Annotated in this window: 18 protein-coding genes and 1 pseudogene; 8 read left to right on the top strand and 11 right to left on the bottom strand. The window is 69.1% G+C overall.

Annotation, left to right across the window (positions count from 1 at the left end):
- Positions 1–43 precede the first annotated feature (43 nt).
- Positions 44–1,504 (top strand): NAD-dependent succinate-semialdehyde dehydrogenase, encoded by a 1,461-nt coding sequence (locus ACZ6W9_RS35775; protein ID WP_389970453.1) that lies wholly within the window; start codon positions 44–46, stop codon positions 1,502–1,504.
- Here ACZ6W9_RS35775 and ACZ6W9_RS35770 read toward each other — a convergent pair.
- Positions 1,480–1,668: a hypothetical protein gene (locus tag ACZ6W9_RS35770; protein ID WP_389970450.1), complete on the bottom strand. Its 189-nt coding sequence runs from the start codon at positions 1,666–1,668 to the stop codon at positions 1,480–1,482. The two genes, ACZ6W9_RS35775 and ACZ6W9_RS35770, sit on opposite strands and share 25 nt — an antisense overlap.
- On the opposite strand from ACZ6W9_RS35770, the gene ACZ6W9_RS35765 reads away from it, so the two are divergent.
- Positions 1,667–2,905, top strand: a complete 1,239-nt coding sequence (locus ACZ6W9_RS35765) for an iron-containing alcohol dehydrogenase (protein ID WP_470121715.1) — start codon at positions 1,667–1,669, stop codon at positions 2,903–2,905. The two genes, ACZ6W9_RS35770 and ACZ6W9_RS35765, sit on opposite strands and share 2 nt — an antisense overlap.
- Before the next feature lie 54 nt (positions 2,906–2,959).
- Here the strand turns inward: ACZ6W9_RS35765 and ACZ6W9_RS35760 are convergent, their stop codons facing one another.
- Entirely contained in the window at positions 2,960–3,718 is a 759-nt protein-coding gene (locus tag ACZ6W9_RS35760) for a TetR/AcrR family transcriptional regulator (RefSeq protein WP_389970444.1), read from the bottom strand.
- A gap of 90 nt (positions 3,719–3,808) precedes the next feature.
- Here ACZ6W9_RS35760 and ACZ6W9_RS35755 point away from each other — a divergent pair, with 90 nt between their 5' ends.
- Entirely contained in the window at positions 3,809–4,666 is an 858-nt protein-coding gene (locus tag ACZ6W9_RS35755; protein ID WP_389970441.1) for an NmrA family NAD(P)-binding protein, read from the top strand.
- A gap of 167 nt (positions 4,667–4,833) precedes the next feature.
- Here ACZ6W9_RS35755 and ACZ6W9_RS35750 read toward each other — a convergent pair whose 3' ends face one another.
- On the bottom strand, positions 4,834–5,781 hold the full coding sequence (locus ACZ6W9_RS35750; RefSeq protein WP_389970438.1) for an SDR family NAD(P)-dependent oxidoreductase: 948 nt from the start codon (positions 5,779–5,781) through the stop codon (positions 4,834–4,836).
- 105 nt (positions 5,782–5,886) lie between these two features.
- On the opposite strand from ACZ6W9_RS35750, the gene ACZ6W9_RS35745 reads away from it, so the two are divergent.
- Positions 5,887–6,552 carry a TetR/AcrR family transcriptional regulator gene (locus ACZ6W9_RS35745; RefSeq protein WP_389970435.1) on the top strand — a complete coding sequence of 222 codons (666 nt, stop codon included), beginning with the start codon at positions 5,887–5,889 and terminating at the stop codon, positions 6,550–6,552.
- Positions 6,553–6,894: 342 nt separating this feature from the next.
- Positions 6,895–7,845, top strand: a complete 951-nt coding sequence (locus ACZ6W9_RS35740; protein WP_470121712.1) for a helix-turn-helix domain-containing protein — start codon at positions 6,895–6,897, stop codon at positions 7,843–7,845.
- Here the strand turns inward: ACZ6W9_RS35740 and ACZ6W9_RS35735 are convergent.
- Together ACZ6W9_RS35735 and ACZ6W9_RS35730 are read right to left on the bottom strand one after the other, a co-directional pair.
- Complete coding sequence (locus ACZ6W9_RS35735; RefSeq protein WP_389970429.1) at positions 7,842–8,423, bottom strand: hypothetical protein; 582 nt, start codon at positions 8,421–8,423, stop codon at positions 7,842–7,844. The two genes, ACZ6W9_RS35740 and ACZ6W9_RS35735, sit on opposite strands and share 4 nt — an antisense overlap.
- Positions 8,424–8,790: 367 nt before the next feature.
- A pseudogene (locus ACZ6W9_RS35730) lies at positions 8,791–8,895 on the bottom strand (peptide-methionine (S)-S-oxide reductase MsrA); the annotation flags it as partial.
- 327 nt (positions 8,896–9,222) lie between these two features.
- On the opposite strand from ACZ6W9_RS35730, the gene ACZ6W9_RS35725 reads away from it, so the two are divergent.
- A complete protein-coding gene (locus tag ACZ6W9_RS35725; protein ID WP_389970426.1) occupies positions 9,223–10,134 on the top strand; it encodes a hypothetical protein in 912 nt (303 codons plus the stop codon).
- On the top strand, positions 10,109–10,951 hold the full coding sequence (locus ACZ6W9_RS35720) for a hypothetical protein (protein WP_389970423.1): 843 nt from the start codon (positions 10,109–10,111) through the stop codon (positions 10,949–10,951). Before ACZ6W9_RS35725 ends, ACZ6W9_RS35720 begins: the two co-directional genes overlap by 26 nt.
- 87 nt (positions 10,952–11,038) lie before the next feature.
- On the opposite strand, the gene msrA is transcribed toward ACZ6W9_RS35720, so the two are convergent.
- The gene (msrA, locus tag ACZ6W9_RS35715; RefSeq protein WP_470121709.1) at positions 11,039–11,698 is read right to left on the bottom strand and encodes a peptide-methionine (S)-S-oxide reductase MsrA; all 660 of its coding nucleotides are present in this window, start codon (positions 11,696–11,698) and stop codon (positions 11,039–11,041) included.
- 167 nt (positions 11,699–11,865) lie between these two features.
- Between msrA and rarD the strand changes: the two genes are divergently transcribed.
- Positions 11,866–12,786 carry an EamA family transporter RarD gene (gene rarD, locus ACZ6W9_RS35710; protein WP_389970417.1) on the top strand — a complete coding sequence of 307 codons (921 nt, stop codon included), beginning with the start codon at positions 11,866–11,868 and terminating at the stop codon, positions 12,784–12,786.
- Positions 12,787–12,924: 138 nt separating this feature from the next.
- On the opposite strand, the gene ACZ6W9_RS35705 is transcribed toward rarD, so the two are convergent.
- From ACZ6W9_RS35705 to nuoL, 5 genes are all read right to left on the bottom strand, one after another.
- On the bottom strand, positions 12,925–13,347 hold the full coding sequence (locus ACZ6W9_RS35705; RefSeq protein WP_470121707.1) for a VOC family protein: 423 nt from the start codon (positions 13,345–13,347) through the stop codon (positions 12,925–12,927).
- A 276-nt stretch (positions 13,348–13,623) separates the two neighbouring features.
- Positions 13,624–14,619, bottom strand: a complete 996-nt coding sequence (locus tag ACZ6W9_RS35700) for a polyprenyl synthetase family protein (protein WP_362938710.1) — start codon at positions 14,617–14,619, stop codon at positions 13,624–13,626.
- Positions 14,620–14,633: 14 nt separating this feature from the next.
- Complete coding sequence (gene nuoN, locus ACZ6W9_RS35695; protein WP_389970408.1) at positions 14,634–16,187, bottom strand: NADH-quinone oxidoreductase subunit NuoN; 1,554 nt, start codon at positions 16,185–16,187, stop codon at positions 14,634–14,636.
- The gene (locus ACZ6W9_RS35690; protein WP_362938716.1) at positions 16,184–17,713 is read right to left on the bottom strand and encodes an NADH-quinone oxidoreductase subunit M; all 1,530 of its coding nucleotides are present in this window, start codon (positions 17,711–17,713) and stop codon (positions 16,184–16,186) included. The genes nuoN and ACZ6W9_RS35690 overlap by 4 nt, the downstream gene beginning before the upstream one ends.
- Complete coding sequence (nuoL, locus tag ACZ6W9_RS35685) at positions 17,713–19,581, bottom strand: NADH-quinone oxidoreductase subunit L (RefSeq protein WP_389970497.1); 1,869 nt, start codon at positions 19,579–19,581, stop codon at positions 17,713–17,715. The genes ACZ6W9_RS35690 and nuoL overlap by 1 nt, the downstream gene beginning before the upstream one ends.
- Between the last annotated feature and the right edge of the window lie 19 nt (positions 19,582–19,600).

Here is a 19,600-nt window from a genome sequence, read left to right as displayed (position 1 = left end):
AGGACGGCGACGTCGAACCAGGGACATCACAGGAGGCGACGCGATGAGTGACCCGATGAACGTCCTGGCCCCCGAGCACCGGCGGCTCCGGATCGGCGACGCCTGGCGCGACGCCGCCGGCGGAGCCACCTTCGTCGTCGAGGACCCGGCCACCGGCAGGACCATCGCCGAGGTGGCGGACGCCGGCGTCGACGACGGGCTCGCCGCTCTGGACGCGGCGAGCAAGGCGATGGCGGAGTGGGCGGCGACCCCGCCGCGAAAACGGTCGGAGTTGTTGACCGCGACGTACCGGGCACTGACCGGGCGATCCGAGGAGGTCGCCCGGCTGATAACGCTCGAGATGGGCAAGCCGCTCGCCGAGGCTCGGGGAGAGGTGGCCTACGGCGCCGAGTTCTTCCGTTGGTTCGCCGAGGAGGCGGTGCGCGTCGAGGGGCGCTACAACACCGCTCCCGCCGGTGGATATCGCATCCTCACCGTGCCGAAGCCGGTCGGACCGTGCGTCTTCGTGACGCCCTGGAACTTCCCGTTGGCCATGGGCGCCCGCAAGATCGCTCCTGCGCTGGCGGCGGGCTGCACGACGATCACCAAGCCGGCGGCCCAGACGCCGCTCACCATGCTGTTGCTGGCCCGCATCATGGAGGAGGTCGGTGTTCCCCCGGGCGTCGTCAACGTCGTGACGACCAAGCGTGCCGGCGAGGTGGTCTCAGCGCTGCTGGCCGACCGCCGGACCCGCAAGCTTTCGTTCACCGGGTCGACCGAGGTGGGGCGCGTGCTGCTACGACAGGCGGCGGACAACGTGCTGCGCACCTCCATGGAACTGGGCGGCAACGCGGCCCTGATCGTGTGTGCCGACGCGGACCTGGACGTCGCGCTCGACGGCGCCATGGTGGCCAAGATGCGCAACATCGGGGAGTCCTGCATCGCGGCCAACCGGATCTACGTCGAGGAGCCGGTGCGCGAGGAGTTCACGGCGCGCTTCGCCGAGCGGATGGGCGCGCTCTCGGTGGGCCATGGTCTCGACGACGGCGTGGACGTCGGGGCGCTGATCGACGAGGCCGCGGTCACCAAGATCGACGAGCTCGTCGCCGACGCGGTCGATCGCGGCGCCCGTGTCCTGACAGGCGGCGAGCGTCCGGATGGGCCGGGCCACTTCTACCCGCCCACGGTCCTCGCCGACGTGCCCGAAGACGCGCGGATACTGGAGGCGGAGATCTTCGGCCCGGTGGCGCCGATCATCTCGTTCACGTCCGACGACGAGGTGATGGCGAAGGCCAACGACACCGAGCACGGCCTGGTCGGATACGTCTTCACCCGCGACCTCCAGCGGGCACTCCGGTTCACCGAGGGGCTGGAGACGGGGATGATCGGCGTCAACCGTGGTCTGATCTCGGACCCGTCGGCTCCGTTCGGAGGCGTGAAGCAGTCCGGGATCGGCAAGGAGGGGTCGCACGAGGGCATCCTCGAGTACCTCGACGTCACCTACGCGGCGATCGACCTACCGTGACCGGCCTGCCGCTCCGGGTGCCCGCCGAGGGTCACCGCGTCCGGGAGCCCGGCGCGCGCCCGCGCCACCCGGCAGCCGACCTTGCCGACGCCGTCCCGGTCTCGCGGGTGACCCGGACGTCCGCCCAGCGAATCACCGCCGACGTTCCAGGGAGGCACCGACATGCTTGAGACCGTCCGCGGACCACGCCAGCTGATGGTGGGCGAAGGGGTCGCGCAGAACATCCCACGGGTGGTGGCCGAGTGCGGCTCGCGAGTCCTCATCGTGACCGACCGGGTCCTTCTGGGGCAGCCGGGCGTGGCCGAGATCGTGGCCGCCGTACGGGAGAAGGCCGAAGTCGTCGGGGTGTTCGCCGATGCGACTCCGGACGTGCCGCTCACCGATGTCGCCCTGGCCGTCTCGGTCGCCGCAGAGGTGGACGCCGACGTGATCCTCGCCGTCGGGGGTGGCACGGTGATCGACCTGGCCAAGATCGTCGGCGTCATCCGGTGCCACGGTGGGACGCCGCGCGACTTCTACGGCGAGTCGAAGGTGCCCGGGCCGACGATTCCCCTCGTCGCGGTCCCGACGACGTCGGGCACCGGCTCCGAACTCACGCCCGTCTCCGTGCTGACCGACCCGGACCGCGAGCTGAAGGTGGGAGTCTCCAGCGTCCACATCGTGCCCGACTTCGCCATCGTCGACCCCGAGCTCACCTATACCTGCCCTGCGGCCGTCACCGCGCACTCCGGCATCGACGCGTTCTGTCACGCGGTGGAGAGCTACACCGCGCGACCACGGGTCCACGGACCGCGCGACCCGGTGGAGCAGGTCTTCCTCGGCCGCAACCCGATCACCGATCACTACGCGCTCCTGGCCGCGGAGCGGATCGCCCGCAGCCTGCCCCGTGTCGTCAAGGACGGAGGCGACAAGGACGCGCGCGCGGACATGTCCTATGGGTCCATGCTGGCCGGGCTCGCGTTCTCCCACGCGGGCAACGCGGCTCCACACGCCCTCCAGTACCCCATCGGAGCGGCCACCCACACACCGCACGGCCTGGGCGTCGGGCTGCTGCTGCCTTACGCGCTGGACGCGGCCAAGGGCGCCATCGGCGACCGGTTGACCGTCCTCGCCGGGGTGTGCGGGCTCGACGTGACCGGCGCCTCGGAGGCCGAGGCCGCAGATACGTTCCTCACCTGGCTCGACGGGCTCCTCGCCGGCATCGGCATCCCTGCCACCTTGGCGGACATCGGCGTGGCACGCGCCGACCTCCCGCGCTTCGCGGAGATGGCGGGTGGCGTCACCCGCCTGATCCAGAACCATCCGGGCCCGACCGACACCGCCAGCCTGACCGCGATCCTCGAAGCGGCCTGGATCGGGGACCGGACCCGGCGCGTCCCGGCTCCGGAGCGGAGACGGTGACGGGCCTTTCACACGACGACGAGTTCTTGGCTTCACGCAGTGGTTCGGGGCCGGTCAGGTCAGCGGTCGATCTGGGTCGGATTCGGCCGAGGCACGAGGAGGGGCCGGGCCGTCACCGACTCGGTCCAGCCACTCCGACAGCAGGGCGCGCTCGGTGTCGGTGAGCGTTGTGAGCCTCGGCACGACGGCCCGGAACGCGATGACGGCCGCGACCGGGCTGTCCGCGGCGAGCGTGGGCATCTCGGTGAGTATCGATCGCGCCACCGTCTCGTACATCGCGTCCGCGACGTCGAGGTCACGGTGTTGCGGCGGGGTGGCGAGCAGGGTGAGCACGGTCCCGGTCCCGGCGGCGTGGATGAGGTCGACGGCACGCTTTTCCGGGACCCTGAGCCGGCCGATCGCCGCCACGCGGTGCACCCGGGCGCGAAGAACCTCCAGGCCGGCGGCCGACGCCGGTGAACGAGCCCCGCGAACGGGGTCGGCGAGGAGACCGAACAACGCCGGGTTGGCGAGACCGAAGCCGATATGGGCGTCCCACCCCGCCCGAAGGTCCGCGATCGGATCGCCGCCGGCCTCAGCGAGGGTCTTCCCGGCGACATAGGTGGCGAAGACGTGTTCGGCGACGGCGTCGAGCAGCGCGTCCTTGTCTTCGAAGAACCGGTAGATGGTCGGCGCCTGCACTCCGGCCGCCTGCGCGACCGCACGGGTGGTGACCGCGCTCGCGCCCTGTTCACGCAGGAGGCGCGCCGCGCACTCCACGATGTTCACTCGCGTCTTGCGCCTACCGACGCCGTCCGCCCTCACCTCTGCCACGCTTCCAACGATAACGCACCCTTGCTATCTCGGTTATTAACACTGGTAGCATATTTTTGTTTCCATTGTTATCAGACGAAGAGGCAGGTCATGATCATCATTACCGGCGCCACCGGCCGGCTCGGCTCTCAAATCGTCGACCGGCTGCTCACCCGGGTCCCGGCGGACGGGATCGGCGTGAGCGTCCGCGACACCGGCCGTGCCGCCGACCTGGCCGGGCGCGGGGTACGCGTACGCCACGGAGACTTCACCGACCCCGGCTCACTCGCCCACGCGTTCGAGGGCGCGACGCAGGTGCTCATCGTCTCGACGGACCGGGCGGGCGAAGAGGCGGTCGCCCAGCACATCGCGGCGATCGACGCCGCCCGCGACGCCGGAGCCCGGCGCATCCTCTACACGAGCCACCAGGGCGCCGCCGAAGACTCGCTCTTCGCACCGATGCCCGACCACGCCGCCACCGAGCACCACCTGTCGAAGACGGGAACACCGTTCACGGCGCTGCGCAACGGGTTCTACGCCGACACCGTCCGGCATCTGCTCGGCCGGGCCCTCGAGACCGGCGAACTCGTCGCACCGGCCGATGGGCCCATATCCTGGACCACGCATTCCGACCTCGCCGAAGCGGCGGCGATCATCCTCGCGGACCCGGGCCGGTTCGACGGTCCGACTCCGCCGCTCACCGCACCGGAAGCGCTCGATCTGGCCGACATCGCCGGCATCGCCACCGAACTCACCGGGCGCGCCATCCGCCGCGTCGTCGCCGACGACGCGGCGTGGACGGCCACGATGATCGGCAATGGTGTGCCCGAGGATCAGGCGAACATGCTGCTCGGCATGTTCCGCGCGGCACGCCGCGGGGAATTCGCCACCACCGGACCAGAACTCGAGAACCTCCTCCAGCACCCGGCCACGTCAGTCCATTCGATGCTGAAGGGCCTCACCACGTAACCATGATCGAGACCTTGTGCCGATGCCACCGTTGACGGCACGCGAATTCGCAGCCCTGGGACCCGCGTCTCACGGATCAGGCTTCGCCGGAGACCAGACCGATCAGACAGCGGACGCCGATTCCGCAACGACCACCGGGACGAGCCGGCGCCTCCTGCCGGCGCGGGCTACATCGTGATGGCCGATCCGGAGGGAAACGGGTTCTGATCGGACCGGACCGCGGGGAACCTCACCCCGGTGAGGTCTTCGGAGACGGCCCACAGCCGCTGCTGGACGGCCACCTCGTACGACTCCGGACTGGAGGCGACCAGCCGGGGGTGGCCCATGACCTCGAAGCGTCCGCCGGGACCGTAGTACTGGCCGCCGAGCACGGCGGAGTCGGTGGCGGCGCGCAGGGTCGGCAACGCGCCCATCGCCGGCGTCTGGGTGATCAGCGGCGCGAGCCAGGTGAGCGGAAGCCGGAAGGCCGCGGGGGTGTTGCGGGCGAGCTCGGTGCTGGACACGCCGGGGTGGGCGGCCACCGCGACGGTGGTGCCGCGCGTGGCGAGACGGCGCTGCAGCTCGTACGTGAACATCAGGTTGGCCAGTTTGGACTGACCATAGGCGGCGACCCGGCTGTACGACCGCTCCCACTGCAGGTCATCGAAGTGGATCGCGGCCCGGATGCGGTGGCCGGTGCTGCTGACCGTCACCACGCGCGAGCCGGGCACCGGCAGCATCAGCTCCAGCAGCAGCCCGGTGAGCGCGAAGTGGCCGAGGTGGTTGGTGCCGAACTGCATCTCGAAGCCGTCCCGGGTGGTCTGCTTCGGGGTGTACATCACGCCGGCGTTGTTGATCAGCAGGTCGATGCGGTCGAACCGGGACCGCAGCGCCGCCGCGGCGGTGCGGACGGAGTCGAGCGAGGTCAGATCCAGGGCCTGCACGATCACGTCGCCGGTCATGCGGGCCGCGGCCCGCTCGCCCTTCTCGACGTCGCGCACGGCGAGGACCACGGACGCCCCGCGTCCGGCGAGCGCCTTGGCGGTCTCGTATCCCAGTCCGGTGTTGGCCCCGGTCACCACGGCCACCCGCCCGCGCTGGTCTGGGATGTTCGCCGTCGTCCACTTCTTGCCCATGCCGGGCTCCCATCTAAAGTACCGAAGGTATCTTCTGTCCGCAACGCTAAAGTACCCTCGGTACGTTGTCAACGTACCGAGGGTACTTAAGATAGGCTGGCGATCGTGGGCTTCAAGCGGGCGCGAACCGAAGAGCAGCGGGAGATCCGCCGGCGGGCGATCCTCGACACGGCGTCGGCGATGCTCCACGAGATGCCCGTGGCCGCGGTCACCCTGAACGAGCTCAGCCGCCGGGTATGCCTGGCGAAGCCGAACGTGCTGCGCTACTTCGAGTCCCGCGAGGCGGTGCTGCTGGAACTGCTGGACCGCTTCCTGCAGGAGTGGCTGACGGAACTGGCGGACGAGTTGGCCGCCGGAATCGACGAGAACCTCCCCATGGCCGAGCGGGCGACAGCCGTGGCAGAGATCCTCAGCCGCTCGCTCTCCAGCCGAACGGTGCTGTGCGACCTCTTCGGCGCGCAGGGCGGCGTCCTGGAGCACAACGTCTCCGTCGAGGTCGTGGCACGGTACAAGCGCGCCTCCCTGGACCGCCTGACGACCATGAGCGCCCTGATCCGGAACCACCTGCCGGAGCTGGGCGAGAACGCGACGCTGTTCAGCCTGCAGACCATGGTCATGGCCGGCGCGCTGTCGGCATACAGCACACCCCCACCCAGCCTGCAGGCGGCCTACCAGGCCGAGCCCGACCTCGCCCGCTTCCACGTGGACCTGAAGGACTCCTTGAAGCTGGCCCTGACCGCGACCCTCCTGGGCGTGCTACCCCGCCGCTGACCCGCCGTGCACCGGACAGGTCCCGGAGCCTCGATCCTCGGCCGGGACCGGCCCCGTCGGACACGCGACACCAACGCCAGGTGACCACTACGTGTACATGACACGAGACGCGTTCTGACTCCGCGTTCAGAGCCGTTCGGGCAGAAGGGTGAGGGCGTCCACATGCCGGGGGCGCACGACGGTGAAACGGCGGAGATCGAATAGCGTGGATCTGCGCGCAAAGCTTCAAGACATCGCCATCTATTCGCCAGGGCGTGCCTGAAGAGCTCCTCTCAACGGCATCACCGGTCGTGCTCCCCCGAAGGCCCACCGAAAGGGCGGCTGATAAGCCAGGCTGGACCTGTGAAGGACGACGGGCTCTACACGATCGGCCAGGTGGCACGACTCGCCGGGGTGCCGGTGCCGACGGTCCGGTACTACTCCGACGAAGGACTGGTGCCTCCGGTCGGCCGGTCGGCCGGTGGCTACCGGCTCTATGATCACGACGCCCTGGACCGGCTGGAACTCGTCCGGACGCTGCGAGATCTCGGTGTCGAGATCGCGACGATCACACGAGTGCTCGCCGACACGCAGACCCTGAACGAGATCGCCGACGGGCAGATCGCGGCCATGGAGGACCAGATCCAGACCTTGCGGGTACGCCAGGCGGTGTTGCGCTACGTCACCACCCGCCGTACCGGCACGGCCGGAATCGCCCACGTGAACCGGCTCGCCCGGCTACCGGCGGAGCGGCGCCGGCAGCTGGTGGCCGATCTCGTGGCCGAAGCGACTCGCGGGCTCGACATGGAGCCCGCGTTCGCCGCGCACCTGCGCTCGATGCTGCCCGACCTGCCCGGCGACCCATCGGTCGAGCAGCTCGACGCGTGGCTGGAGCTCGCACACCTGGTCGGCGACCCCCACTTCCGGGAGAGCGTACGCGAGGCGTTCGAGCGGCACGCGACGGACCGCTCCTCCGGCGCCGAGCACGGCGACCACGAGAGCTGGGCGCGAGCCGAGCAGGCCACGCTGGACCTCGTCGGCCGCGCGCTGGCGGACGGGATTCCGCCGGCATCCCCCCTGGCCCGGCCCATAGTGAACGAGCTGGTCGCCGTCTTCGCCCAGGCCCACCGGCGGTCCGACGACGCCGGGTTCCGGCTCTGGCTCGCCGAGCGGATCCGCATCGGAGCCGACCCTCGGGTCTCCCGATACTGGCGACTGCTGGCCATGATCAACGGTACGCCCCCGAAACCCAATCCGGTCCCTGCGGCCCGCTGGCTCCTCGCCGCACTCAACCCCCGCGTAGCCGGCCTTTAGGGAACGGGATGGTGCCGGAGCGCCTGGGTGAACCAGTCGAACGCCGGCGCCAGGCTCGGCGGCACCGGCCAGCCGTTGATCGTGGACAGCAAGGCGAAGTACCGCTCCGTACGGGGATCATTCGCGATCTCCAGCCGAGTCAGCAGCTTCCGGCGGTACTCGGCACTGTCGAGATGACCGAACGTCGCCGTGTATCCGGCGATCAGCTCGACCAGCACCATCCGCGCCTCCTGCGAACCCGGCTCGACCCCGTCCGCCTGCGCCTGCCGCACCCGTTCCCGGACCAGCTCGGTCACCTCGTGATGCAGGCCCGTCTGATCCCCGGCCGCCCTCTCGGCCGCCTGATGCTCGGCCATCCTGCGGACCCTGGCCTTGAAGTCGGCATCGCGGACCAGCTCGGACAGCTCCGCCCAGGCGCCCAGCTGCTCAGGGCTGGGATCGGCGGGCATCTCAGGCACCGCCGTACGCAGCATGGCGACGAAGTCTTGGTTGGCGTTCAGACCCCCGAAAGTCTCGTCGATGAAGTCGTTGATGAGGCGCTTGCCATCCTCAGCGGACGGCGTCACGTATCGCGGCATGGAATGCACTCTCCCGGAGTCGAATCGGATGGGGCGCGGACGGCGAAGACGAGCACATGCCGCCCACGTCGTCGATCCTGGAGTCTCCGGTTACTTGAGACTCAAGTGCCGGTCCGGACAAAGGCTCAGCCCACAACGCGATCAGGTGCCGGGAACATGGCCGTCCGGGCCGCCGCCGACAAGCTCATGGACCACGTGAGCCCGCTCTCAAACTCCGATGGCCCGCATCACGGACCATCGGTTCGAAGGGTTACGCCTCGCCGACGGTGAGAGTGACAGCCGCGCGGCGCGGCGGCTGATCGCAACCCGCCGAGAGCGGCTGTGCCGGCCCGGGGTCTGGGCTCCGGGCCGACTGGTTCCCGCGAAATCAGGCCTCGCCGGTCGTCAGGCCGACCGGACACGTCACCCCGGTACCGCCGATCCCGCAGTAGCCGTTTGGGTTCTTGAACAAATACTGCTGGTGGTAGCACTCTCCTTCGGGCGACAACTCGCCCGCGTAGAACGAACCGGCGGGCCTCAGAGGTGCTACGACGGCGATCGCCTCCGGCTGGCTGTTCAGAAAATCCCGACTTTCCGCGTTCAACGGAGTTAGGATTTTTCCCGAACACCGAGGGACTGGAGAGCACCAATGGAGGCGAGACCACAACCTAGGAACGAGGTTGAAGTTCTGCGAGCCGGAATGGCCGTGCTGGGTGACCGGTTGCCGAACGGGTGGGACGTTCAGCCACTAGGGCGCGGACTACCGGATGCTCGCTTCGACGCTCTCTGGAAGGTGACGGCACCGGACGGAAACTCGGTCGTGCTGATCGTGGAAGCCAAGAACGTGGTGGAGAGACGTGACACCGCCACGCTGCTCCAGCAGTTGAATGACGCGGCGGACGAGCACCCGGGCAGTCGTGGGGTTGTCGTCTCCCGGTACCTGTCGCCACCCGTGCGTAAGCGGCTCACGGAGGCCGGCCTGTCCTACATAGACGCGACAGGGAACATCACCTTGAACGTCTCTCAGCCCGGTCTGTACGTTGCGGATCGAGGAGCCGACCACGATCCATGGCGTGGTCCCGGAAGACCGCGCGGAACGTTGAAGGGCGCTCCCGCAGCGAAGATCGTGCGTGCGCTGTTGGACCACCGAAGATCATGGACGATCCGCCAGCTGATCGACGTCGCCGGCGTATCCACGGGGTCGACCTACCGGGTGATCGAGTTCCTCGAGAGCGAGAACCTGGCGACACGGAACAGCTCGGGTGCGGTCGTGGTTCCCGACTGGGTTGCCCTACTGAGGCGTTGGAGCGAGGACTACGGGTTCGTACGAAGCAATCGCATCACCCGATGGATAGCACCGAGAGGCCTACCCGACCTCATGCGGCGAGCGGCCGACAACCCCGCCCGGTACGCCGTAACCGGGACCTTGGCCGCAGCCGGCTGGGCCCCCCATGCTCCGGCTCGCTCCGCGATGATCTACACGACGGATGCTGAGCACACCGCCCGGCTCTGGGGTCTCCGTCCCGCTGACGCCGGAGCAAATGTGATGTTGGCCGAGCCGGAAAGCGACGTCGTCTTCACCCGTACCCTTACCGACGCTTCCGGTCTCACGATCGCAGCACCACCCCAAGTCGCCGTCGACTTGATGACAGGCCCTGGACGCAACCCCTCCGAAGCCGAAGAACTCATTGAATGGATGACGCGACATGAACCCTCTTGGCGTAAGCAGTAGCGACATCCTCGTCCGATCCCGATCCGCGCTTCTCGATGCGTTGGCCGCGCTGGATGCCCATCGCGAAGCTGTGATCGTGATCGGAGCGCAGGCCGTCTACCTGCGCACTGCGGGAAGTCCTGTCGCCCTCGCCGAGACGACGAAGGACAGCGATCTCGCACTTGACCCGAGAGTCCTGGAGGACGATCCGCTTCTGGAGCAATCCATGGGCCGCGCGGGGTTCTACCGTGATCCCATCGGCGGACAACCTGGGTCGTGGCTGAACCCCGCGGGCGTTCCGGTCGATCTGATGGTGCCCGAGGCTCTTGCAGGAGCAGGTACGAGGAACACGAGGGGAGCCCGCATCCCGCCACATGATCGCCGCGCCACCCGGCGCGCTCGAGGTCTCGAAGCCGCTGTCATCGACAACACGGTCATGGACGTGGCCGCCCTCGACCCGGCCGATGCCCGCGTATATCGAGTCAGAGTCGCCGGGCCCGCGGCCTTGCTGGTAGCCAAGCTCCACAAGATCGCCGAACGGGTTGCGGCCCCCCACCGGCTGAATGACAAGGACGCACACGACACGTACCGCATCCTTGTCGACGTCGACACCGCTGAACTGGCCACCGCGTTCAGGCTCCTGGCTCGCGACCCCATCAGCAGTGAGGTCACCGAGCAGGCGGTCGAACATCTGGCGGCACTGTTCGCGGCAGGACCGGACGCGCTCGGCTCAACGATGGCAGGGCGCGCGGAAGAGGGAATCGGCGAGCCAGAAACCGTTGCTTTGGCAACATCTCTGCTGGCCGCTGATCTCGTGCAGGCATTGGAACATACTTGAGCCCTCCAACTCCGCGGAGGGCTCGACCTCGACTTCAATGCCCGACCCTCTGCGCTGACGAGACCAGACTCCACCCAAGGTATCGAGCTACTCACCCGCAGGCGCGATGCCCACCGGACAGGAGACTCCGGTGCCGCCGATGCCGCAGTACCCATTGGGCACTTTGTACAGATATTGCTGGTGATACTCCTCCGCGAAGAAGTAGTCGCCCGCCGGGGCGATCTCGGTGGTGATGTCGCCGTAGCCCGCGTCGGCGAGCACCTTCCGGTAGGCGTCACGCGAGGCCAGGGCGGCCTTCTCCTGCTCGGGTGAGTGGAAGTAGATCGCCGAGCGGTACTGGGTGCCGACGTCGTTGCCCTGGCGCATCCCCTGGGTGGGGTCGTGGGCCTCCCAGAAGACGCGCAGCAGTTCCTCGTAGGAGATCCTGGCCGGGTCGAAGACCACGCGGACGGCCTCGGTGTGGCCGGTCCGCCCGGTGCAGACCTCCTCGTAGGTGGGGTTGGAGGTGTACCCGCCGGCGTAGCCGACGGAGGTGGTCACCACGCCGGGGGTCTGCCAGAACTTCCGCTCGGCGCCCCAGAAGCAGCCGAGGCCGAAGTCGGCGATCTCGGTCCCCTCGGGGTACGGCGGAGCCAGGGGGGCGTCGAGGACGGCGTGGCGGGCGGGCACCGCCATCCTCGTGTCACGGCCCGGCAGAGCCTCGTCCGGGGACACCATGGAAGTCTTGTTGCCGAACAGCCAGCCCATGTGCCGACATCCTCCTCACCTGTCGCTCCAGGGGGACCCGAACGTCCCCACCTGTCGCTACAGGGGGAACCAGCTTGCCTGCCCCGATGTTCCCGTAAGCGGCGCTTAACTCTTAGCGAAGCATCGCTAATTTGTATTAAATGTGGTAAGCAGCGAAAATGTAATACATGCCTGAAACGCGCCGAGGAGTCCTGTACGGCATCGCCGCCTACGCCATGTGGGGACTCTTCCCCCTCTACTGGCCGCTGCTGAAGCCGTCCGGCGCCCTGGAGATCCTCGCCCACCGCATGGTGTGGTCCCTGGTGGTCGTCGCCGCCATCCTGGCGGTCCGGCGGCACTGGTCGTGGTTCGGCGAGCTCCTGCGCACCCCCCGCAAGCTCGGCCTGCTCGCCCTGGCCGCGGCGGTCGTCACCGTCAACTGGGGCGTCTACATCTACGCGGTCAACACCGGCCATGTGGTCGAGAGCGCGCTCGGCTACTTCATCAACCCCCTGGTCAGCGTCCTGTTCGGCGTCTTCCTGCTCAAGGAGCGGCTGCGGCCCCTGCAGTGGGCGGCGGTCGGCATGGGCGCCCTGGCCGTCGTCGTCCTCACCGTCGACTACGGCAGGCTGCCGTGGATCGCGCTGGTCCTGGCCGCCAGCTTCGGCACCTACGGTCTCATCAAGAAGATCGCGGGGGTCGGGGCCGCGGAGAGCATGACCATCGAGACGCTGGTGCTGCTGGTGCCCGCGTTCGCCTACCTGGTCTACCTGCAGGTCCGGGGCGAGGGCACCTTCGCGACCGCGGGCGCGGGTCACGCTCTCCTGCTGGCCGGCGCCGGCGCGATCACGGCCGTGCCGCTGCTCTGCTTCACCGCCGCCGCGATCCGGGTGCCGCTCACCACGATCGGTCTGCTGCAGTACATCGCCCCGGTGCTGCAGTTCCTGTGCGGGGTGTTCATCGCCCACGAGGCGATGCCGGCCAGCCGGTGGGCCGGGTTCGCCATCGTCTGGCTGGCCCTGTCGATCTTCACCTGGGACAGCCTCCGAGCCGCCCACCGGGCGCGCCGCGTCGCGCTCCGCGACCTGGAGCCCGCGGGCACGCGTTGAGGGCGCGGGTGCCGAGGACGGTCATGGTCCGCATGGGCTCCGTTTCCTTCCTGTGCTGCGTGCTCGGCGCCCGCGCCGTCCGGGCCGCCCGTGTGGCTGCGGCGGCCCGGACGGCGCGGGCGTCCCGGTCCGGCCGGCTCAGCCGTTGTAGGGGGCGGCGACGTCCAGGACCCAGGTGACGCCGAAGCGGTCGGTGAGCATGCCGTACAGCGGCGCCCACTGCGCGGACTCCAGCGGACGCACGACGGTCGAGCCGTCGGCGAGCCTGCCCCACAGGGCGCTGATCTCCTCGGCGTCGTCACCGCGCACGGAGACGAAGAACGGGTTCTCACCCTGGTTCCAGGGCAGGTGCGAGGGCACGTCGTAGGCCATGACGTGGAAGCCGTCGTCGCCGACCACCTCGCCCCACATCACCTGGTCCGCCTCGCTCTCGTTCTGTACGGCGCCCGCGTCCCTATAGGTGACCGCGACGGTGCGTCCGCCGAAGACGGACCGGTAGAAGTCCAGCGCCTCGCGTGCGGCGCCCCGGAAGTTCAGGTGGGTGGTGGTCGTGACTGACATGCCATGTTCCTTGCCTGGATGGATGAACATGCCGCCGGCGACCGTCCAGGCCCCGGTGACGGCGACCGCCGGAACCAGGAAGACGATCTCTCGAACGGCTCGTCTATCACCATGGCGAAGGTGGAGGACAGGTTGTGTCCTGTACTGCGGCGGAAATCGGCCCGTCGCGCGTCATCGCCGGCCGAACGCCCACGGCCCGCGGCACCACCCGGGCCGGCCGCCGGCCGTCCCCGGCGACACGCCCCGTTCCGCGCTCCGGCGCCGGGGTACGGCCGGTCAGCCCGAGCGCTCGACCACGTAGTCGCACATCGCGAGGTAGGCGGCGCGGGCCGGGATGTCCGGCAGGCCCGACAGGTCCTCGCGGGCCCGGTCGGCCCAGGCGACGAGCTCGGCGCGGGCCCGCTCCATGGCGGGGTTGGCGCGCAGCAGGCGCAGGGTCTCCTCGACGTCCTCCTCCGCCACCGGGCCGGCCAGCAGCTCGCGCAGCCGGGCGTCGGCGGGGTCGTCGGAGGCCAGGACGTGCAGCACCGGCAGGGTCCGGACGCCCTCGCGCAGGTCGGTGCCGGGGGTCTTGCCGGACTCGGCCGACTCCGAGGCGACGTCGAGCAGGTCGTCGCTGAGCTGCCAGGCCACGCCGATGGCCTCGCAGGCCCGGGTCAGCCGCTCGACGACCTCCGGCGCGGCGCCGCTCAGCAGGGCGCCGAACCGGCCTGAGGTGGCGATGAGGGAGCCGGTCTTGTCGGCCAGGACGCCGATGTAGTGGGCGACCGCGTCCTCACCGGGGCGGGGGCCGATGGTCTCGCGGATCTGCCCGCGCACCAGGCGGGAGAACGTCTGCGCCTGGATGCGGATGATGTCGGCGCCGAGGTCGGCGAGGATCTCCGACGCCTGGGCGAACAGGTAGTCGCCGGTCAGGATCGCCACGGTGTTGTCCCACCGGGCGTTGACCGACGGGGAGCCCCGGCGCACCGGGGCCTCGTCCATGACGTCGTCGTGGTAGAGCGTCGCCAGGTGGGTCAGCTCGATGACCACCGCCCCCGGCACGACTCCCGGGGCGTCGGGGGCGCCGAACTGGGCGGCCAGCAGCACGAGCATCGCCCGGAACCGCTTGCCGCCGGCCTCGATGAGGTGCTTGGACGCCTCCGTCACGAAGGCGTCGTCACTCTCCACCGAGGCCCGCAGCAGCTTCTCGACCTCCGCCAGCCCCGCTGTGAGGTCCTGCGCCAGCCGCTCGTCGGTGAAAGCCAGATCAACAACCGGTGGCGCAGCCATGAAGCACTACTCCTCTAACGAATGAACAGAGCGGACGCAGCCTGGTCCGCGAGATCGAGCACCGGCTGGGGGAAGACTCCCAGCACTACGGTAGCCGCTGCCGCGAGTGCGACCACAGCCGAGGTCCCCACAGTGGGAACGGCGATGGTCGGGCCGTCCGCGGCCGGGTCGTTGAAGAACATCAGCACGATGACCCGGACGTAGAAGAACGCGGCGATGGCCGAGCTCACCACGCCGACGATGACCAGCGGCACCGCGCCGCCGGAGACCGCCGCCGCGAACACCGCGTACTTCCCGAAGAAACCGCTGGTCAGCGGGATGCCCGCGAAGGCCAGCAGGAAGAACGCGAAGACGCCGGCCAGGAACGGCGACCGCTTGCCCAGGCCCGCCCAGCGGGACAGGTGCCCGGCCTCGCCGCCCGCGTCGCGGACCATCGTGACCACCGCGAACGCGCCGACCGTGGTGAAGCCGTACGCGACGAGGTAGAACAGGATGCCCGACAGGGCCTTGGAGTTCTGCGCGGCGGCGCCGGTGGCGATCACGCCGGTGAGCAGGAAGCCCGCGTGCGCGACCGAGGAGTAGGCGAGCATCCGCTTGATGTCGGTCTGGGTGATCGCCAGGATCGCGCCGACGACCATGGTCAGGATCGCCACGCCCCACATGACCGGCTGCCAGTTCCACTCCAGGCCGCCCAGGGCGACCCAGAAGACGCGCAGCACCGCGCCGAAGGCCGCCACCAGCACGGTGGAGGCCATCAGGGCGGTGACCGCGGTCGGCGCGCCCTGGTAGACGTCGGGCTTCCACGCCTGGAACGGCGCGGCGCCGATCTTGAACAGCAGGCCGACGCCGAGCATCGCGGTGCCGATCAGCAGCAGCGTCTCCTGGCCGGAGACCGCGCCGAGCGCGTCGCCGATGCCCTTGAGGCTCACCGTCCCGGCGTAGCCGTACACCAGGGCCATGCCGTACAGGAAGAAGGCCGAGGAGAACGCGCCGAGCAGGAAGTACTTGACCGACGCCTCCTGCGACAGCAGGCGGCGACGGCGGGCCAGGCCGCACAGCAGGTACAGCGGCAGCGACATGACCTCCAGGCCGACGAACATCGCCAGCAGGTCGTTGGCGGAGGCGAACAGCAGCATGCCGCCGACCGCGAACAGCAGCAGCGGGTAGACCTCGGTCTGCGCGTAGCCGCCGCGGACCGCCTCCTCCTCGTCGGAGCTGCCCGGTACGGCGGCCGCCTGCGCGACGAACTGCTCGTCGTCGTTGATCAGCAGCACGCTGACGAACGCGAGGATGAGGATGATGCCCCAGATGAACAGGGAGGGCCCGTCGACCGCGATGGCGCCCATCGCGGCGGCGCTCGTCGGCAGGCCGTTCACCGCCCCGAGGACCGTGGTGGCGAACGCGCCGAGCAGCGCCAGCAGCGTCAGCGGCATGTGGATCGACTTGCGCAGGTAACGGGGCGCGAACGCCTCGATCAGGACTCCGATGATCGCCGCGCCGAACACGATCAGCATCGGGGAGAGCAGCGCGTATTCGATCGTCGGAGCCTGGATGGTGCCGTTGTTCACTGCCCGGCCCCCTTCTTCTCAGCGACGGCCGGGGTGAACGGGGTCACGTGGACGCTGGTGAGCGTCTTGTCCACCGCGGGATTGATCACGTCGAGCATCGGCTTGGGGAAGAAGCCGAAGACGATGAGGAGCGCGACCAGGGGGCCCACCACCCACCGCTCACGTGCGTTGAGGTCGGTGAAGCCCTTGACCGACTCGGCCGTGGGACCGTTCATCGTCCGCTGGTACATCCACAGGATGTAGATGGCCGCCAGCACCACGCCGGAGGCGGCGATGATCGCCGCGACCTTGTAGCGCTCGTAGGAGCCCATGAGGACCATGAACTCGCTGACGAACGTCGACAGGCCCGGCAGCGACAGGCCGGACAGTCCGGCGATCAGGAAGGTCCCGGCGAGCACCGGGGAGACCTTCTGCACGCCGCCGTAGTCGGCGATGCGGCTGGAGCCCCGGCGGTAGATCAGGAACCCGGCGATCAGGAACAGCGCGCCGGTGGAGAACCCGTGGTTGACCATGTAGAGGGTGGCGCCCGCGCCGGCGTCCTTGGTCATCGCGAAGACGCCCAGCGCGATGAAGCCGAAGTGCGAGATCGAGGTGTAGGCGATCAGGCGCTTCATGTCGGTCTGGCCGATGGCCACGATCGCGCCGTAGACGATGCCGACCACCGCCAGCACGATCACCAGCGGCGTGAAGAACTTCGAGGCCTCAGGGAACAGCTCCAGGCAGAAGCGGAGCATGCCGTAGGTGCCGACCTTGTCCAGCACGCCGACCAGCAGCACGGCGGCGCCGGCCGGGGCCTGCGCCGCGGCGTCGGGCAGCCAGGTGTGGAACGGCCACAGCGGCGCCTTGACCGCGAAGGCGATGAAGAAGCCCAGGAAGAGCCACTTCTGGGTGCCCGGGTCCTGGATGGCCCCGATCAGCTCGGGGAACATGAAGGTGTTCTTCTCGGCGATCACGTAGAGGGCGATCACCGCGACCAGCATGAGCAGGCCGCCGAAGAGCGAGTACAGCAGGAACTTCACGGCCGCGTAGGACCGCTGGACACCGCCGTACGACCCGATCATGAAGTACATCGGGATCAGCATGGCCTCGAAGAACACGTAGAAGAGGAAGACGTCGGTCGCCGCGAAGACGCCGATCATCATCGCCTCGAGCACCAGCAGCAGCGCGAAGTAGGTCCGCACCGACCGCTTGGGCGGGGCCGCGGCCCCGGTGCCGTCCGCGTCGTGCCAGGAGGCCAGGATCACGATCGGCACGAGCAGCGCCGACAGCGCGATCAGCACCAGCGCGATGCCGTCCACGCCGACGCCGTAGTGGACGCCGAAGCGCGGGATCCACTGGTGGACCTCGGCGAACTGGAACCGCTCGGCCGAGGAGGGGTCGAACCGGGTCGCCATGACGACGGTGAGCGCCAGCACGACCAGCGAGACCGCCAGGGCGACCTGTTTGGCCAGCTTGTCGTTCTTGACAAGGGAGACACCCACCGCGCCCAGTACGGGCACGGCCATCAGGGTTGAGAGCCAGGGCATCACATGGTCCCTACGTAGAGCAGCGCGCCAACGACCACGGCGGCACCGAAGAGGATGGACAACGCGTAGGACCGGACGTAGCCGGTCTGGATGCGGCGCACCCGCCCGGAGGTCCCGCCGATCCCCGCGGCCAGCCCGTTGACCAGGCCGTCGATGCCGCGGTTGTCGAAGAACACCGCGATCCGGGTCAGCCACTGGCCGGGACGCATGAACAGCGCCTCGTTCAGGGCGTCGCCGTACAGGTCACGGCGGGCGAAGACGGTGAGGAAGGAGCCGCGCGGGGCGACCTCGGGCACCTGGGCGGCGCCGTACCGGAACCAGGCGAACGCGGCGCCGATCGCGACCAGCGCGAGCGTGGCCAGGCCGACCGTGCCGACACCGAAGATGTGCGTCTCGGGCAGCTCCGCCGGCAGGCCGACGGCCGGGGCGAGGAACTTCATGAACCGGTTGCCGAGGATCAGGTAGGCGCCCAGGCCGATCGAGCCGATGGAGAGCAGGACCAGCGGGACGGTCATGACCGACGGCGACTCGTGCGGGTGGGCGTCGTCGGCCCAGCGCTTCTTGCCGAAGAAGGTCATGAAGACCATCCGCGACATGTAGAAGCCGGTCAGGCCCGCGCCGAGCACGGCGAGCCAGCCGAGGATCTGGTTGTGCTCCATGGCCGTCTCGATGATGCCCTCCTTGGTGTAGTAACCGGAGAGCAGCGGGAAGCCGATGATCGCGAGGTAGCCGATGAAGAAGGTGACCGCGGTGACCTTCATCACCGCGAACAGGCCGCCGTAGCGGCGCATGTTGACCTCGTCGTTCATGGCGTGCATGACCGAGCCGGCGCCGAGGAACATGTTGGCCTTGAAGAAGCCGTGCGTGATCAGGTGCGCGATCGCGAAGGCGTAGCCGACCGGGCCGAGGCCCGCGCCGAGCATCATGTAGCCGATCTGCGACATCGTCGAACCGGCCAGGCCCTTCTTGATGTCGTCCTTGGCGCAACCGATGATCGCACCGGCGAGCAGCGTGGCCACGCCGACGATCGTCACGACGAGCTGCGCGGTCGGGGCGGCCTCGAAGAACGCGCCGGACCTGACGACGAGGTAGACGCCGGCGGTGACCATGGTCGCGGCGTGGATGAGGGCCGAGACCGGGGTCGGGCCCTCCATCGCGTCGAGGAGCCACGACTGCAGCGGCAGCTGCGCCGACTTGCCGCACGCGCCGAGGAGCAGCAGCAGGCCGATCGCGGTGACCGTTCCCTGGGACAGGCTGCCGCCGGCCATGGCCTCCTGTACGGCGCCGGCCCCGAGGTTCTTGTACGCGAACGAGCCGAAGACCGACCAGATCGTGAACAGCGCGATCAGCAGCCCGAAGTCGCCGACGCGGTTGACGATGAACGCCTTCTTCGCGGCGGTCGCCGCGGTGGGCTTGAACTGCCAGAACCCGATCAGCAGGTAGGACGCCAGACCCACGCCCTCCCAGCCGACGAACAGGCCGAGGTAGTTGTCCGACAGCACCAGCAGCAGCATCGCCGCGACGAACAGGTTCAGGTAGGAGAAGAACCTGCGCCGGTCGGGGTCGTGCGACATGTAGCCGATCGAGTAGATGTGGATCAGCGATCCCACACCGGTGATCAGCAGTGCGAAGCTGATCGACAGCGGGTCGATCAGCAGCCCCATGTCGGCGACGCCGGGGATGAACTGGTACAGGCTGATCGCCTGGCGGCGCTCCCCTGCGGGCATGCCGAGCAGCTCGACGAAGGCGGCGACGGCCACCACGAAGGCGGCCAGCGACATCGCCACGCCGAGGAGGTGACCCCAGCGGTCGGTGCGGCGGCCGCCCAGCAGGAGGACCGCGGCGCCGAGCAGCGGCAGCGCGATCATCAGCCAGGAGACCCCGATC

Source organism: Streptosporangium sp. NPDC053982 (genome assembly GCF_055585205.1).
This window is presented reverse-complemented; position numbering and strand designations above follow the sequence as displayed.